Origin of the sequence: Marinobacterium aestuariivivens (assembly GCF_042661465.1) — a bacterium.
Taxonomy (GTDB): domain Bacteria; phylum Pseudomonadota; class Gammaproteobacteria; order Pseudomonadales; family Balneatricaceae; genus Marinobacterium_A; species Marinobacterium_A aestuariivivens.
On the sequence record NZ_JBHSWE010000001.1, the window covers coordinates 3,383,955 to 3,397,673 of the forward strand.

Sequence of the window (13,719 nt, forward strand, 5' to 3'; positions counted from 1 at the left end):
GCACAGGGGTAAAAAATACCGTGGATATTAAGGATCCGGAGTGTCAAACGAGAGTCAGAGCGCGATTGACGAGCAGCTGGTGAAGCGCGTCCAGGCGGGTGACAGTCGGGCGTTCGATCTGCTGGTCAAGAAGTATCAGCACAAGATCGTCGGCCTGATCGGTCGCTATGTTTATGATCATCATGAAGCGCTCGATGTGGCACAGGAAGCCTTTATCAAGGCTTACCGAGCGTTGCCCAAATTCCGTGGTGACAGTGCCTTTTATACGTGGCTGTACCGGATTGCGATCAATACGGCGAAAAACCACCTGGTCGCCAAGGGACGCCGGCCTCCGGATGTGGATGTGACCGTCGAGGATGCACACTATTTCGGCGGCGACAGCGAGCTAAAGGATATAGAGACCCCGGAGAACAATCTGTACCGGGACGAACTTGAGGCAATGGTCAAGCGGGTGCTCGACCGGTTGCCGGAAGACCTCAGGGTTGCGCTCACCCTGCGGGAGTTCGAAGGACTGAGTTACGAGGACATCGCCAATGTCATGGATTGCCCGGTGGGGACTGTACGCTCCCGCATTTTCAGGGCGCGAGAGGCGATTGACAAAGAGATAGAGCCTTTCCTCGCGGAATGACGGACTGCTGCGGGAGACGAGTGGAAATGTGTTTGAGGAACAACCATGGGTGATCAGTTCAGCGACTCCCTATCTGCGCTTGTAGATGGCGAAGCCAGCGAGTTCGAAGTACGCAGGCTGCTCGACCGTCTGGATCAGCAATCGGAGCTGGGACGGAAATGGCAGCGATATCACCTGATTCGCTCCGTTATTCGAGGTGAACACGACAACGTCCGAACCGACATCAGTCAGACGGTGATGGCACGGATAGGTAAGGAACCGCTCGAGGGCGTGACTTCCGAACCGCAGGCGGCCGTTGGAAACGCTGCTTTGTCGCCGGGCCGGCCCGGGCGTGGCGCCGGAGGAGGCTGGAGGTCTCTGGTGAGTATGGCAACAGCCGCTTCGGTCACCGCAGCGGTCATACTCGGCGTCCAGGGCTTCAACAGTGAGCCGGTCACCGACATGGCGGATAGCCAGCGTCCACAATATGTTCTGCCCGGCATTGCGGGGCCCGATGATTTTATTCGCGCTCAGTTCGGTCAGGAGCGTACCCTGTCCGGGCTGGCCCCTCAGGGCGAGGTGATACGGCTGTCACGCGGCCTTGAACGCTACATCGACCAGCATCAGCATATGTTGACCGCGAAACAGCCCGGATGGCAGGCGCGCTGGTTGCCTGACGGTTTCCAGAATGTTCGTCATGAAGTGCTTCCGGAGTCTGAGGTGATGCTGTTCTCGGACGGGCGTCACGCGGTATCGGTTTGCATCGAGCCCTTCGGACGACAGTCCGTCGCCGAAGGCGTTACGCAGTCGAGCGACATGGTCGCGGTCGGCAAACGCCAGGGGCAGTACTTCGTGACCGTCGTGGGTGACGTCCCCTTGATGATCGCCGACCGCATCGCATCCTCCGTCCAGGTCCGCAACTGAGCATGCTGGAAGAAAACGGGCAGGTCGTGGCGGTCGAGCCGGGCGTTATCTGGATCGAGTCGAACCGGACCAGCAGCTGCATGTCCTGCAGCGCCAGCAAGGGTTGTGGCCAGCGCGCGCTGGCCGAATATGCCAGCCGGCGCACTGAGCAGCTGCGGGTCGAGAATCCATCGGAGCTGGCTGTCGGCGTCGGGGACCGGGTGCTGATCGGTATCATGGAGGGCAGTTTTCTCAAGGCCTCTCTGCTGCTCTATACCCTGCCGCTGCTGCTGCTGTTTCTGGGCGGCTATCTCGGCTCCCTGCTGAGCGAATCGGAAGGGCCTGCGATTGCCGGTGCCTTGGCGGGGCTCGTCGGAGGTCTGATGCTGGCTCGCATGTGCGGCCAGCGACTGGGGCGCTCCTGCCGATATCAGCCCATATTGCTCAAAGTCTTACCCTAGGTATTCAGAAGGTTGGAATTCATGCAGTCGATGAGAATTGTGCTCAGCTTGCTGTTGTGCCTGGCCTGGTTCCCGGCTCAGGCAGAACTGCCCGATTTCAAGACGCTGGTAAAAGAGGCCGCTCCGGCGGTGGTCAATATCAGTACGGTGCCCAGGGAGCGGGGCGACGATGTCTACTCCTTCAATCCCTTCGAAGGGCCGGACGCCGAGCAGATTCCCGAAATGTTCAAGCACTTTTTCCGGCAGCTGCCGGAGCTGGAGGAGCATGCCCGCCCGACGCCACGCTCCCTTGGCTCGGGATTTATTATTAGCAAGGACGGCTATATCCTCACCAACCATCATGTTGTCAGCGGGGCCAGCAAGGTGCTGGTCAGGCTGAGCGATCGACGCGAGCTCGAGGCGGAGCTGGTCGGTAGTGATGAGCGCTCGGATATAGCATTGCTCAAGATCGACGCCGGCGACCTGCCGTCGGTGCGTCTGGGATCGTCCGAAAAGCTCGAGGTTGGGGAGTGGGTGCTGGCGATCGGCTCGCCATTCGGTTTTGATCACTCCGTCACCGCCGGCATCGTCAGTGCGACCGAGAGGGCGCTGGCCAACGAGACCTATGTGCCCTTTATCCAGACCGACGTCGCCATCAATCCGGGTAACTCCGGTGGCCCGCTGTTCAACCTGGAGGGTGAGGTCGTTGGTATCAATTCCCAGATCTATACCCGTTCCGGCGGTTTCATGGGACTTTCCTTTGCCATTCCGATCGATGTCGCGATCGATGTGGCCGATCAGCTCAAGTCCCAGGGCATGTCACCCGGGGCTGGCTCGGGGTGATTATCCAGGAGGTCAGTCGAGAGCTGGCCGAGTCCTTCGGTCTTGAAAAGCCCGCCGGCGCACTGATCGCCAAGGTGCTGCCGGGCAGCCCGGCGGAGGATGCCGGCTTTCAGGAGGGGGACGTGATTTATCGCTTCGATGGCAAGGCCATCGATCTGTCCTCCGATCTGCCGCCCCAGGTCGGGCGGGTAAAGCCGGGCGAAACCGTGTCGGTCGATGTCATGCGGGCTGGAAGGCATGAGCGCCTGAAGGTGACGATCGGAGAGTTGCCCGAGGACGAGCAGGTCGCTTCGATACACCCGGGAAGTACCCCAGAGCAATCGGCTCAACCTGGTCGTCGCAGAACTGGACGAGGATCGCAAGGCCAAGTGGAACCTGCGCTCCGGCGTGGTCATACAGCAGGTCAAACCGGGCCCGGGCGCCGATGCCGGGCTGGTGGCCGGGGATGTGATTACCATGTTGAACGGTCAGGTGATCGACACCGTTGGCCAGTTCGAGCAGACAGTGGAGGGCCTTCCCGCAGACCGGCCGGTGCCGTTGCGAATCGTACGCCGCGGCAGCCCCATGTTCATCCCGCTCAAGCTCAATTGACACCTCGGCCGCTGTCCGCGGCTTCTGTTGCGCCCGCTGCCGACCCGCGTCTGTAGCGGGCGCTGTCCTGCCCGATAGCCGTGCCCCGGTAAATGCGGTAAACTTCGGCGCTTTGAATGGCCATCCTCAGTCCAGGATCCAGGGATCCCGAGTATTCTTAACGTGAGCAACCTCGATCATATTCGCAACTTCTCCATCATCGCCCATATCGACCACGGCAAGTCGACGCTCGCCGATCGGTTTATTCAGACCTGTGGCGGACTTACCGAAAGGGAAATGGCTGCGCAGGTTCTCGATTCCATGGATCTGGAACGTGAGCGCGGAATCACCATCAAGGCCCAGAGTGTCACACTCAACTATACGGCAAAGAGTGGTCGAACCTACCAGCTGAACTTTATCGATACCCCGGGGCACGTCGACTTTTCCTACGAAGTGTCCCGTTCACTGGCTGCCTGCGAAGGTGCGTTGCTGGTTGTGGATGCGGCCCAGGGCGTCGAGGCGCAGTCGGTCGCGAACTGTTACACCGCGCTGGATCAGGGGCTCGAGGTTCTGCCGATTCTGAACAAGATGGATCTGCCCCAGGCCGAGCCCGAACGTGTTCGTCAGGAGATCGAGGAAGTCATCGGCATCGAGGCGGACCACGCGGTACCCTGCTCTGCCAAGAGCGGTCTTGGTGTTGAGGACGTGCTCGAGGCGCTTATCGAAAGGATCCCGGCACCGGAAGGCGACCTTGAAGCGCCGCTGCAGGCGCTGATCATCGATTCCTGGTTCGACAAGTATCAGGGCGTGGTGTCTCTGGTGCGCGTCAAGCACGGCGTATTGCGTAAAAAGGACAAGATTCTGGTCAAGTCGACCGGTCAGACCTATCCGGTCGACCAGGTCGGTATCTTCACACCGAAGCAGACCGCGACCGGTGAGCTGAAGGCCGGTGAAGTGGGCTTTGTCATTGCCGGCATCAAGGATATCCACGGCGCGCCGGTCGGCGATACGCTAACGCTGGCGAAAACACCGGATGTTCCAAGTCTTCCGGGGTTTCAGAAGGTGCAGCCGCAGGTCTACGCCGGCCTGTTCCCGACCGACGCCGACGACTATGAAGACTTCCGCGAGGCGCTCGACAAGCTGACGCTCAACGATGCCTCACTGTTTTTCGAACCGGAAACGTCCGACGCTCTGGGCTTCGGGTTCCGGTGCGGCTTCCTCGGCATGCTTCATATGGAGATCATCCAGGAGCGCCTGGAGCGGGAGTACGATCTCGACCTGGTCACGACAGCACCGACGGTTGTCTATGAGCTCGAGCTGAACAATGGCGACGTGATCCATATCGACAGCCCGTCAAAACTGCCGGACCCGGGGGCAATCCGGGAAATGCGCGAACCGATCGTCGAGGCCAATATCCTGGTGCCGCAGGAGTTCGTCGGACAGGTGATCGGCCTCTGCGTCGAGAAGCGTGGCAGTCAGATCAACATGCACTACGTCGGTCGCCAGGTACAGCTCAAGTATGAGCTGCCAATGGCCGAGGTGGTGCTGGATTTCTTCGATCGGCTGAAATCCGTCAGTCGTGGCTATGCCTCCCTGGAGTACAATTTCGTCCGTTTCGAAGCGGCGAAACTGGTGCGCATGGATGTTCTGATCAATGGCGAAAAGGTCGATGCTCTGGCCGTGATTCTGCACAAGGATAACGCCCAGTACCGGGGCCGTCAGCTGTGTGAAAAGATGAAAGAGCTGATTCCGCGGCAGATGTTCGACGTCGCCATTCAGGCCGCACTCGGTGGCAAGGTCATTGCCCGTACCACCGTCAAGGCGCTGCGCAAGAACGTTCTGGCCAAGTGTTACGGCGGCGATGTCAGCCGCAAGAAAAAACTGCTGGCCAAGCAGAAAGAGGGCAAGAAGCGGATGAAGCAGGTGGGCCGGGTCGAGATCCCGCAGGACGCCTTCCTCGCCGTACTCAAGGTGGACAGTTAAGGACCGACGATGAACTTTGATTTTGCTCTGGTGCTGGTAGTTGCGACCCTGCTGACAGCGATCGGCTGGATGTTCGACCGGTTCTGGCTGGCGCCGGCGCGACAGGAGCGCATCCGTGCGGCCGGTACGCGATTGGCCGGCAAGGTGCCGGAGGAGACGCTGGTCAGGCTGAGCCATGTACCGGGGTGGGTTGATCTGTCACGCTCGCTGTTTCCCGTGCTGCTGCTGGTGCTGGTGCTGCGCTCCTTTCTGGTGGAACCCTTCCAGATTCCCTCGGGCTCGATGCTGCCGACCCTGCAGGTCGGCGATTTCATCCTGGTGAACAAGTATCACTACGGCCTGCGGCTGCCTGTCCTGAACACCAAGATCGTCGATGTCAACGACCCCAAGGCCGGTGACGTGGTGGTGTTCAAGTACCCCAGGGATCCATCGGTCAACTACATCAAGCGTGTGGTCGGCCTCCCGGGTGATCGGATCCGCTATCAGAACAAGACCCTGTTCGTGAACGGCAAGCCCCAGCCCCAGCAGTTGCTGGCGCAGCTGCCTCCGCTGAATCCCCAGCAGTTGCTGCTGGTGGAGAATCTGGACGGGGTTCAGCACCGGGTCTACCATGATGTAGCAAGTCCAGGGCTTGTCGGCGAGTGGGTGGTACCCGAAGGCAAGTACTTCGTGATGGGCGATAATCGCGATAACAGCAATGACAGCCGTTACTGGGGATTCGTGCCGGATGAGTTGTTGGTAGGGAAGGCATTCGCGGTCTGGATGCACTGGGAAACCTTCTTCAGCCTGCCGAGTTTCGGTGATGTGCGCCTGATAGACTGACAGGGGTATAAAAGATGGCCGTAGGCAACAGGGAAAGAGGCGCGTCGTTTTTTTCCATCATGATGGGGTTGATCATTGCCGGCATTTTTTTCGCCGTCGGCTTCAAACTGTTCACGCCCTACAAGGACCATGCGACCTTCAGGTCAATACTGGAAAACGTGATCCACGATAAAGACCAGATCAGCAAGGAGTTTCGCTCCATACGCCGCACCATTTATGACCGGGCCATCATCAACCAGGTTCGGGCCGATTTGTCGCGGGATGAGTTTCTCAAGATCGAAAACAAGGATGGCGTCCTGAATTTCGATCTTGTTTACGAAGAGCGGGTTCCGATGTTCTACAACGTCGATGCCGTGGTTAAATTCAAAGAGCATTACGAAGTTACCAAACCTTGATCAAGCCCACTGCAGACCTGAGCCGGCGTATCGGCTATGAATTCAGAGACCCGGCGCTACTGGAACTGGCCCTGACGCATCGCAGTTGCGGCAAGCGCAACAATGAGCGGCTGGAATTTCTCGGCGACTCGATCGTCAATTTCGTTATCGCCGATGCGCTGTATGCGCGTTTTCCCGCGGCACGCGAGGGGCAGTTGAGCCGCCTGCGTGCACGTCTGGTCAAGGGTGAAACCCTGGCGGAGATCGCCCGTGAGCTCAATCTGGGGGATTATCTTCGCCTGGGTTCCGGCGAACTCAAGAGCGGTGGCTTTCGCCGCGATTCCATACTGGCCGACGCCACTGAGGCGGTGATGGGCGCGATCTATCTCGACAGCGACCTGGAATGTTGCCGCGGTTTCATACTGCGCTGGTTCGAGGAGCGACTCGACGAACTGGATCTCAACGAATCGTTGAAAGACTCCAAGACCCGTCTGCAGGAGCACTTGCAGTCCCGTCGTCTGGCATTGCCGGAATACGAACTGGTGGCTGTCGAGGGTGAGGCCCATTCCCAGACCTTTCATATCCGCTGCCATGTGGCCGGGCTGCCGGGACCGACCGAGGGGTCGGCAGCAGCCGTCGCCAGGCGGAGCAGGAATCGGCCCGCAAGGCACTGGTCGAACTTCAGCTGGAGCAACACTGATGAGCACCGAGTTCGAGCTCCCGGAAATACCGGAATACGAGGGCGATCAGCGTTGCGGTTATGTCGCGATCGTCGGCCGACCCAATGTCGGCAAGTCCACGCTGCTTAATCGCATTCTCGGTCAGAAACTCAGCATCACCTCGCGCAAGCCGCAGACGACGCGCCATCAGATTCTGGGCATCAAGACCGAAGACGATCTGCAGGTGATCTACGTCGATACCCCCGGACTGCACAAGGATCAGGGCAAGGCCCTGAACCGTTACATGAACAAAGCCGCCTCCGATGCCCTGCGGGACGTCGATCTGGTGATATTTTTGGTCGATCGCACGGCCTGGACCGACGAAGACGAACTGGTGCTGCAAAAGATCTCCCGTGTGCGCTGCCCCGTCGTGCTGGCGGTCAACAAGGTTGACCAGCTGAAGGACAAGACGGAGCTGCTGCCGCACCTCGAGGTACTGACCGCCAAGATGGACTTCGCGGAGATCGTGCCGCTGTCGGCAAAAAGTGGTCGCAACGTCGACCGGCTCGAAGCGATAGTGGCGGCGCAGATGCCCGCCGGAATGCATTTCTATCCGGAAGATCAGATTACCGATCGCAGCTCGCGCTTCGTCGCCGCTGAGCTTGTACGAGAGAAGCTGATGCGCAATCTGGGCGATGAAATACCCTACGGCACCACCGTCGAGATCGAGGAGTTCGTTCAGCACGAGGACGGTCTGCTCACCATCAGCGCGCTGATACTGGTCGAGCGCGATGGCCAGAAACGCATCGTCATCGGCGACAAGGGTGCCCGTCTCAAGACCATCGGTCGCGATGCGCGCCTGGAGATGGAGCGAATGTTCGACAGCAAGGTGATGCTGAATCTCTGGGTCAAGGTGCGCAAGGGCTGGGCCGACGACGACCGGGCCTTGCGCAGTCTGGGGTATGACGACTCGCTCTGAGGGCGAAATCGCAACGCCTCCGCTTCTCCGCTTGAACGCCGGCCTGTCATTGATGCCGCCACTCTGAACCGGGTATCGCGATGGATTATCGTCTGGATGGCCAGGCCGCCTACGTGCTGCACGCGCGGCCCTATCGGGATACCAGCCTGCTGGTGGACTGTTTTTCGCTCGAGCATGGCAAGGTCAGTCTGGTGGTGCGGGGGCGCGGCGCCCGGGCTCGCGCCTCAGGTCCTGTATTCAGCCCTTCGTGCCGTTGCAGCTGGGCTGGCAGGGGCGGCAGGAGCTGAAAACCCTGAATCTTGCCGAGGCCGTTGCGCCACCGATGTTTTTGCAGGGACGTTCCCTGCTCTGTGGCCTCTATGTCAACGAGCTGCTGCAGCGTCTGCTTCAGCCGCTGGATCCGCATCCCAGACTCTATCTTTATTATCAGTATGTGCTCAACGAGCTGGTCAGCGGCGAGGATATCGAAAGCGCGTTGCGGGCCTTCGAGCGACAGCTGCTCGATGAGGTCGGCTATGCGCTGGATCTGCGCGATATCGATTCGGCGGCGCTCTATCTGTTGCAACCGGAGGGTGGGCTGCAGCGAATTGCGTCCGTTACTGCGGGTGTGGCGCCGCGCTGTTTCAGTGGCAGTCAATTGCTGGCCATCGCCGAAGACGACTATCGCGAGCCGAGCAATCGCCGGGCGGCGAAGCGCCTGATGCGGTTGCTGATCGACCAACTGCTCGGCGGGCAGGCGCTGAGAAGTCGCGAGCTGTTCCAGCGGGCGCAGCCCCGGGACAAGAGTGCCGGAACCAACGTCCAACCAGAAGGAGTCAATCATGATTGAGCCGAGCCGGCTGTTGCTGGGGGTCAATATCGACCATATCGCCACCCTGCGCCAGGCGAGGGGCACCCGCTATCCCGACCCGGTCCAGGCGGCCATCCTGGCAGAAGAGGCCGGGGCCGATGGCATTACCGTGCATCTTCGCGAAGACCGTCGCCATATCCAGGACCGGGATGTCCGGCTGCTGACGGAGGTTCTGCAGACGCGGATGAACTTCGAGATGGCGGTGACCGAAGAGATGCTGAGTTTCGCCGCCGAAATCCGTCCGGCACATTGCTGTCTGGTACCGGAGAAGCGGGAGGAACTGACGACCGAGGGCGGGCTCGATATCGTCAGTCAGGAAGCCAGGATCAAGGCCGCCTGCGAACGGCTGGCCGCCGACAATATCGAGGTGTCGCTGTTTATCGATCCGGACCCTGCACAGATCGACGCCACCATCCGTTGCGGTGCCGCCGTCATCGAGCTTCATACCGGCGCCTACGCCGACGCCACTTGTGCGGCGGAGCAGCAGGCGGAGCTTGCGCGCATTCGCGAGGCGGCCCGCTATGCCTGGGATCGCGGTCTGATCGTCAATGCCGGTCATGGTCTGCATTATCACAACGTCGAACAGATTGCCGAAATTCCACAGCTCAACGAGCTCAACATCGGTCATGGTCTCATCGCCCGTGCGCTTTTTGTCGGGTTGAAAGAGGCGGTTGCCGAAATGCGCCGCCTGATGCTCGAGGCCCAGGCCCGGGTGCAGCCGCAGCGGGATGCGCTCAGCCGATGATCTTGGGCATTGGCACCGATCTGGTCCAGATCGACAGGATCGCCAGCGCCCTGGCCCGTACGCCGGCGCTGGCGCAGCGGGTGCTGACCCCGGCGGAGCAGTCCGGTTTCGAAGCCAGCCGGGATCCTGCGCGATTCCTGGCCAAGCGCTTTGCCGCCAAGGAGGCGGCGGTCAAGGCACTGGGAACCGGGATCGGCCGGGGGTCAGCTGGCAGCATCTGGAGGTGGGCCATGACGCCCTGGGTAAGCCCTGCCTGCAGCTTAATGGTGGTGCCGAAGCACGCGCCCGGGAGTTGGGTATTGGCCAGCTCCATCTTTCCTACAGCGACGAGCAGCAGCTGGTGGTCGCCTTTGTCGTTGCCGAGCAGGGCTCCGATTTCTGACTGGCATCCCCCGTTCGGTTGCGCTTATGCTTGTCATTATCTTTAGTGCCCGGCAGGACGAGAGCTGTCGCCGGGCCCTGGCATTTGGGGCCAAGCACAAGAAGCACTGATGCATAGCGATGATCACGAGAGCTCAACGACCATAGCCGGTAGGATTGCCGCAATCTACCTGGTTCTGGCCGTGTCCTGGATACTGCTGTCTGGCCAAGTGCTGGAGTGGCTTGATCTGGCACCTGGCGTCCGGGCCTGGGTCGAAACGGTCAAGGGGCTCGGCTTCGTCATCCTGACCGCCGTTATGCTGTTTCTGCTGATCTATCGCTATGTCCGCCGACTCAACCGTCTGCTTGGCCGGCAACAGCGGGATCAGCAGCTGCTGCGAGACAGCGAACAGCGCTGGATACTGGCACTCGAGGGCGCCGGTCACGGCGTCTGGGACTGGAACGCCGAGACCGGCCGGGTTTATTTTTCGCCGCAGTGGAAGCGCATGCTCGGCTACGGGGATGACGACATCGGCGACAGTCTCGAAGAGTGGTCATCGCGGGTACATCCGGACGATCTGGAGCGCTGTTATGCGGATCTGCAGCGTCATTTCGATGGCGAAGCGGATGTCTACCGCAACGAGCACCGTATGCGCTGCAAGGATGGCAGTTATCGCTGGATCATCGATTCCGGTACCGTCTGCAGTCGGGCTGCCGATGGCAAGCCGCTGCGGGTGATCGGCACCCACACCGATATCAGCCGTCTCAAAGAGGCGGAGTCCAAGTTGCATCAGGCTGCGATCGTGTTCGAAAGCACCCAGGAAGGGGTGATGATCACCGATGCCGATACCAGGATCATGGCCGTCAATGGCGCCTTTTCCCGTATCACCGGCTACAGCGAAGCCGAGGTGCTGGGGCAGACGCCCCGTATCCTGCGCTCCGGGCGCCAGGACAGGGCGTTTTACCGGCAATTGTGGCAGAGCCTTGGCAATACCGGCGGTTGGCGGGGCGAGATCTGGAACCGCAGCAAGGACGGTCGTCTCTATCCCCAGCTCCTGACCATCAATGCGGTTCGCGATGACAAGGGCAGGGTCAGCCATTATGTCGCGGTGATGTCCGATATCAGCCAGCTGAAGCAGACCGAGCAGGAGCTCGAGCACCTGGCTCATCATGATTCGCTGACCGGGTTGCCGAACCGTGTGCTGCTGCGTGCGCGGATGGAACAACTGATGCCGGTGGCCCAGCGCGAGGGTCATCACCTGGCGATCCTCTTTCTCGACCTCGATCGCTTCAAGCATATCAATGACAGTTTCGGTCATGGTGTCGGTGACATGCTGTTGTGCCAGGTGGCAAGACGCCTCCAGTCGAGCGTGAGGGCCGAGGATACGGTGGCGCGCTCCGGGGGCGACGAGTTCCTGGTGCTGATGGCGGGACTGCGGGATGGCTATGACGCCAATGTGCTGTCCAGGAAGCTTAACCGGGTGCTGGACCACCCGTTCCGTATTGACGGCCAGGAACTCTTTATCGGTGCCAGTATCGGTATCAGCCTGTTTCCCGACGACGGTTGCAGCTTCGGTGAGCTGATGCAGTACAGCGATGTGGCCATGTACGAAGCCAAGAAAGCCGGCGGTGGCTGCTACCACTTTTACGCCAGCGCCATGACCGAGCAGTCGCAGTTGCGGATCCGGCTGGAAGCCGATCTGAGGCGAGCCCTCGAGCGCAACGAGTTCGAACTGCATTACCAGCCGCTCCTGCGTCTGCAGGACGGGACTCTGGCAGCTGTCGAGGCACTGGTGCGCTGGCAGCACCCCGACAGGGGGCTGATAATGCCTGACAGCTTTATCCCGCTGGCCGAGGAGAGCGGTCTTATCAGACCGCTGGGTGAATGGGTCCTGCGGGAGGCCGCCCGCCAGGGCAGGGCCTGGCTCGACGGCGGTTTCGACTTTGGCGCCATCGCGGTCAATGTCTCGTCGCGGCAGCTCGAACGTGGCGACCTGACGGCGACGCTCAGCATGATTCTGTCCGAAACCGGTTTGCCGGCGCAGTATCTGGAGCTGGAGCTGACCGAAACCACGGTGATGGATCAGCCTGAGCAGGCGCGCGATCGGCTGTACGAACTCCGTGCCATGGGCGTCGAGCTGTCGATTGACGACTTTGGCACCGGCTATTCGTCGATGGCTTATCTCAAACAGCTGCCGTTCGGCAAGCTGAAGATCGATCGCAGCTTTATCCGGGACATCCCCGATGACAGCAACGATGTCCAGATTACCAGCGCGATTATTGCCCTCGGGCATTCTCTTGGCCTGAACATCGTCGCAGAGGGTGTCGAAACCGAGCAGCAGCGTGCACTGCTGCTGGAGCTGGGCTGCGACATCGCCCAGGGTTACCTGTACGACCGGCCGCTGCCGGCCCAGGCGCTGTTGCAACGTTGGCTCAAGGCGCGCCCCGAGCAGGTGGCCGGCAGTTGAGGCAGGCGTTGGCGGCATTGACGGATCGACCGCGATTCTCCTATGATGCCCGCTCCTCAATAGGCATATTCGACACCTGTTTATATGTCTTTTGGTTATAAGCTTTTAACGGTCTCCGGTGATAGCCATGAGTCATGAGTTTCCCACGATAGAAGAATTTGTAGGCAAGACGCCTCTTGTCCGGCTTCAGCGCCTGCCCGGAGACAGCTCCAACATTATCCTGTGCAAGCTCGAAGGCAACAATCCGGCCGGTTCGGTCAAGGATCGCCCGGCGATGAGCATGATTCAGCAGGCTGAGGCCCGGGGCGATATAAAACCCGGTGATACCCTGATCGAAGCGACCTCCGGCAATACCGGTATCGCCCTGGCGATGGCAGCCGCGATCAAGGGCTACAGGCTGATACTGATCATGCCGGACAATGCCAGCGAGGAGCGCAAGGCTTCGATGACCGCCTACGGTGCGGAACTCATCACCGTAACCCCCGAGCAGGGAATGGAAGGGGCGAGGGACCTGGCGGACCAGCTGGAGACCGAGGGACGTGGCCGGGTGCTCGACCAGTTTGCCAACCTTGACAACCCCGATGCCCATTATCTGGGGACCGGCCCCGAAATCTGGCAGCAGACTCACGGCAGGGTGACCCATTTCGTATCGTCGATGGGCACGACCGGCACCATCATGGGGACGTCCCGCTATCTCAAGGAGCAGAATCCGAAGATCCAGATTATCGGCCTGCAGCCCAGCGACGGTGCCCATATTCCTGGCATCAGACGCTGGCCCAAGGCCTATCTGCCGAAAATCTTCGATCCGGCCCGGATCGATCAGGTGCTCGATATCGGCCAGCAGGAAGCGGAAGACTGCATGCGGGCGCTGGCGCGGCAGGAGGGGATCTTCTGCGGCGTATCGTCCGGCGGTGCGGTGGCTGGCGCGCTGCGCCTGTCGCAGCAGGTCGAGAATGCGGTAATCGTCTGCATTATCTGCGATCGTGGCGACCGCTACCTGTCCACCGGCGTGTTCAGTCAGCCCTGAGCCCAGGCTCCTGCACCGAGCGACGAAAGGCCTTGCGGGGCCTTTCGTCGTTTTCTGCACCGGGCCACGGCGGTGCATGGAACTTGCTC

At 60.5% G+C, this 13,719-nt stretch carries 15 protein-coding genes and 3 pseudogenes; all 18 read left to right on the forward strand.

The features are described 5' to 3' along the window. The first annotated feature begins 40 nt into the window (after positions 1 to 40). Complete coding sequence (gene rpoE, locus ACFQDL_RS17620) at positions 41 to 628, forward strand: RNA polymerase sigma factor RpoE (RefSeq protein ID WP_379910175.1); 588 nt, start codon at positions 41 to 43, stop codon at positions 626 to 628. A 45-nt stretch (positions 629 to 673) separates the two neighbouring features. After that, the gene (locus tag ACFQDL_RS17625) at positions 674 to 1,531 is read left to right on the forward strand and encodes a MucB/RseB C-terminal domain-containing protein (RefSeq protein ID WP_379910176.1); all 858 of its coding nucleotides are present in this window, start codon (positions 674 to 676) and stop codon (positions 1,529 to 1,531) included. A 2-nt stretch (positions 1,532 to 1,533) separates the two neighbouring features. Continuing rightward, positions 1,534 to 1,971, forward strand: coding sequence for a SoxR reducing system RseC family protein (locus tag ACFQDL_RS17630; RefSeq protein ID WP_379910177.1), 438 nt, complete (start codon positions 1,534 to 1,536; stop codon positions 1,969 to 1,971). A 21-nt stretch (positions 1,972 to 1,992) separates the two neighbouring features. Beyond that, positions 1,993 to 2,793, forward strand: a complete 801-nt coding sequence (locus tag ACFQDL_RS17635; protein ID WP_379910178.1) for a trypsin-like peptidase domain-containing protein — start codon at positions 1,993 to 1,995, stop codon at positions 2,791 to 2,793. Next, a pseudogene (locus tag ACFQDL_RS17640) lies at positions 2,790 to 2,990 on the forward strand (PDZ domain-containing protein); the annotation flags it as partial. The gene ACFQDL_RS17635 and the pseudogene ACFQDL_RS17640, both read left to right, overlap by 4 nt. A 178-nt stretch (positions 2,991 to 3,168) precedes the next feature. Next, on the forward strand, positions 3,169 to 3,384 hold the full coding sequence (locus ACFQDL_RS17645; protein ID WP_379913144.1) for a PDZ domain-containing protein: 216 nt from the start codon (positions 3,169 to 3,171) through the stop codon (positions 3,382 to 3,384). Between the two features lie 162 nt (positions 3,385 to 3,546). Beyond that, a complete protein-coding gene (gene lepA, locus ACFQDL_RS17650) occupies positions 3,547 to 5,346 on the forward strand; it encodes a translation elongation factor 4 (protein ID WP_379910179.1) in 1,800 nt (599 codons plus the stop codon). Positions 5,347 to 5,355: 9 nt separating this feature from the next. Then, positions 5,356 to 6,168 carry a signal peptidase I gene (gene lepB / locus ACFQDL_RS17655; protein ID WP_379910180.1) on the forward strand — a complete coding sequence of 271 codons (813 nt, stop codon included), beginning with the start codon at positions 5,356 to 5,358 and terminating at the stop codon, positions 6,166 to 6,168. Positions 6,169 to 6,182: 14 nt separating this feature from the next. Further along, positions 6,183 to 6,563, forward strand: a complete 381-nt coding sequence (locus ACFQDL_RS17660) for a DUF4845 domain-containing protein (RefSeq protein WP_379910181.1) — start codon at positions 6,183 to 6,185, stop codon at positions 6,561 to 6,563. After that, positions 6,560 to 7,242: pseudogene (gene rnc, locus ACFQDL_RS17665) on the forward strand (ribonuclease III). The gene ACFQDL_RS17660 and the pseudogene rnc overlap by 4 nt, the downstream one beginning before the upstream one ends. Continuing rightward, positions 7,242 to 8,180, forward strand: coding sequence for a GTPase Era (gene era / locus ACFQDL_RS17670; RefSeq protein WP_379910182.1), 939 nt, complete (start codon positions 7,242 to 7,244; stop codon positions 8,178 to 8,180). Before rnc ends, era begins: the two are co-directional and overlap by 1 nt. An 80-nt stretch (positions 8,181 to 8,260) precedes the next feature. Beyond that, positions 8,261 to 8,467, forward strand: coding sequence for a DNA repair protein RecO (recO, locus tag ACFQDL_RS17675; RefSeq protein WP_379910183.1), 207 nt, complete (start codon positions 8,261 to 8,263; stop codon positions 8,465 to 8,467). Next, on the forward strand, positions 8,428 to 9,009 hold the full coding sequence (gene recO, locus ACFQDL_RS17680; protein WP_379910184.1) for a DNA repair protein RecO: 582 nt from the start codon (positions 8,428 to 8,430) through the stop codon (positions 9,007 to 9,009). The genes recO (ACFQDL_RS17675) and recO (ACFQDL_RS17680) overlap by 40 nt, the downstream gene beginning before the upstream one ends. Next, on the forward strand, positions 9,002 to 9,775 hold the full coding sequence (pdxJ, locus tag ACFQDL_RS17685) for a pyridoxine 5'-phosphate synthase (RefSeq protein ID WP_379910185.1): 774 nt from the start codon (positions 9,002 to 9,004) through the stop codon (positions 9,773 to 9,775). The genes recO (ACFQDL_RS17680) and pdxJ overlap by 8 nt, the downstream gene beginning before the upstream one ends. Continuing rightward, positions 9,772 to 9,933, forward strand: a pseudogene (locus tag ACFQDL_RS32980) (4'-phosphopantetheinyl transferase superfamily protein); the annotation flags it as partial. The gene pdxJ and the pseudogene ACFQDL_RS32980, both read left to right, overlap by 4 nt. Before the next feature lie 65 nt (positions 9,934 to 9,998). Next, positions 9,999 to 10,157 carry a holo-ACP synthase gene (locus ACFQDL_RS32985; RefSeq protein WP_465264022.1) on the forward strand — a complete coding sequence of 53 codons (159 nt, stop codon included), beginning with the start codon at positions 9,999 to 10,001 and terminating at the stop codon, positions 10,155 to 10,157. A gap of 109 nt (positions 10,158 to 10,266) precedes the next feature. Continuing rightward, positions 10,267 to 12,603, forward strand: coding sequence for a putative bifunctional diguanylate cyclase/phosphodiesterase (locus ACFQDL_RS17695; protein ID WP_379910187.1), 2,337 nt, complete (start codon positions 10,267 to 10,269; stop codon positions 12,601 to 12,603). 127 nt (positions 12,604 to 12,730) lie between these two features. Then, positions 12,731 to 13,630, forward strand: a complete 900-nt coding sequence (gene cysM / locus ACFQDL_RS17700; RefSeq protein ID WP_379910188.1) for a cysteine synthase CysM — start codon at positions 12,731 to 12,733, stop codon at positions 13,628 to 13,630. The last annotated feature ends 89 nt before the right edge of the window (positions 13,631 to 13,719 follow it).